Below are 1,113 nucleotides of genomic sequence, written 5' to 3' on the forward strand. Positions count from 1 at the left end.
GCCTGTCGGGCCGGGTGATGTCCGCGGCGAGCAGCCGCAGCACGCGGTGATGCCGGTCAGGGGGAAAAGCCGGGTCGGTGACGACCCGGTCGCGGATGATCCTCACGGTGCGTAGGAACGTGACCCGGTCGGGGTCGATCCCGGCGGCGGTCGCGGCCCGGCAGGTCAGGGCGCTGATCGCGTGGTGGGTGAGCAGGTGGAATGGCACGTGGAATATGCGGGGAGTCCACGACCGTTCGCCGAGCGCTTTCGAGGGTTCGCGCCGCGAGGAAAGCGCTGGCAGCACGTCAAGATTGCCAAAGCAGACCTCTTAGGATCTGCCGCCCTAGGGCGTGGGGGTTCAAGTCCCCCCTCCCGCACAAGCCTGGTCAGGGCCCCAGTTTCCCAATGTTCCCAGGGGTTAGTGGTCGGCTGGACGATCAATCGTCCGCTCCGGCGGGGTCCGGTGACGTCCGATCGTCTCCGGCAATCTCCGACGATTCGCGGACCATGCGCGGCACAGAATGGGCCGGGGCCGCCGGACCGCCGATCCCGAGAGCGGCTTCGATTCGGCGGAGCTGGGTGTCGACGTCCCCGTCGATGCACTTCGCGTACACCCGGTAGAGGACCGCCACGGAGTGGCCGGCCCACTTCGCCACCTGGGTGCCCTGCACCATCCCGTTGAGCCAGGTCGATACGCAGGCATGCCGCAGGTCATACGGCGTCGCCACCGCCGGCCGGTCAGCAGCGCGACCGACTCGGCCCGGCGCAGCGTCGCCACCTCCAGCACCCGGCCGAGCTGCCCGAACCCGGCCCGCCGCGAGGTCACCAAAATCCAGCCGCCGCCCCCCGCCGGACGGAACCGGGCCACCTCCTGCGGGTCTTCCGGGTCGTCGAACGCTAGCAGCCACCTTGGATAGGGACCACTCAGCTCAATAGTTACGGCCCGTGTCCTTGACCATGGTTCGCGAGTCCTGTTACAAATCGACCGCCGGCCGTGATCGACGGTTGGCCGCAACTCCTTGTGGACACCTTGAGAGAGGCCGTAAATGTCATCGCCTACCGTATTCGCAGATGGGTTGGACTTCCCGAGCAGCCTGGCCTTCGACGACCGGGGTGGGGTGTATCTGGCTG

1 protein-coding gene and 1 pseudogene are annotated in these 1,113 nt (G+C 67.7%); both read right to left on the reverse strand.

Annotated features, from left to right (window positions below; all coding sequences use genetic code 11):
• Positions 1 to 208 (reverse strand): annotated as a pseudogene (locus U9979_RS11465) (hypothetical protein); the annotation flags it as partial.
• A gap of 211 nt (positions 209 to 419) precedes the next feature.
• Positions 420 to 710, reverse strand: coding sequence for a hypothetical protein (locus U9979_RS11470; RefSeq protein ID WP_322779369.1), 291 nt, complete (start codon positions 708 to 710; stop codon positions 420 to 422).
• Positions 711 to 1,113 lie beyond the last annotated feature (403 nt).

It is taken from the genome of Protofrankia sp. Cas4 (assembly GCF_963555915.1).
Lineage (GTDB): Bacteria > Actinomycetota > Actinomycetes > Frankiales > Frankiaceae > Protofrankia.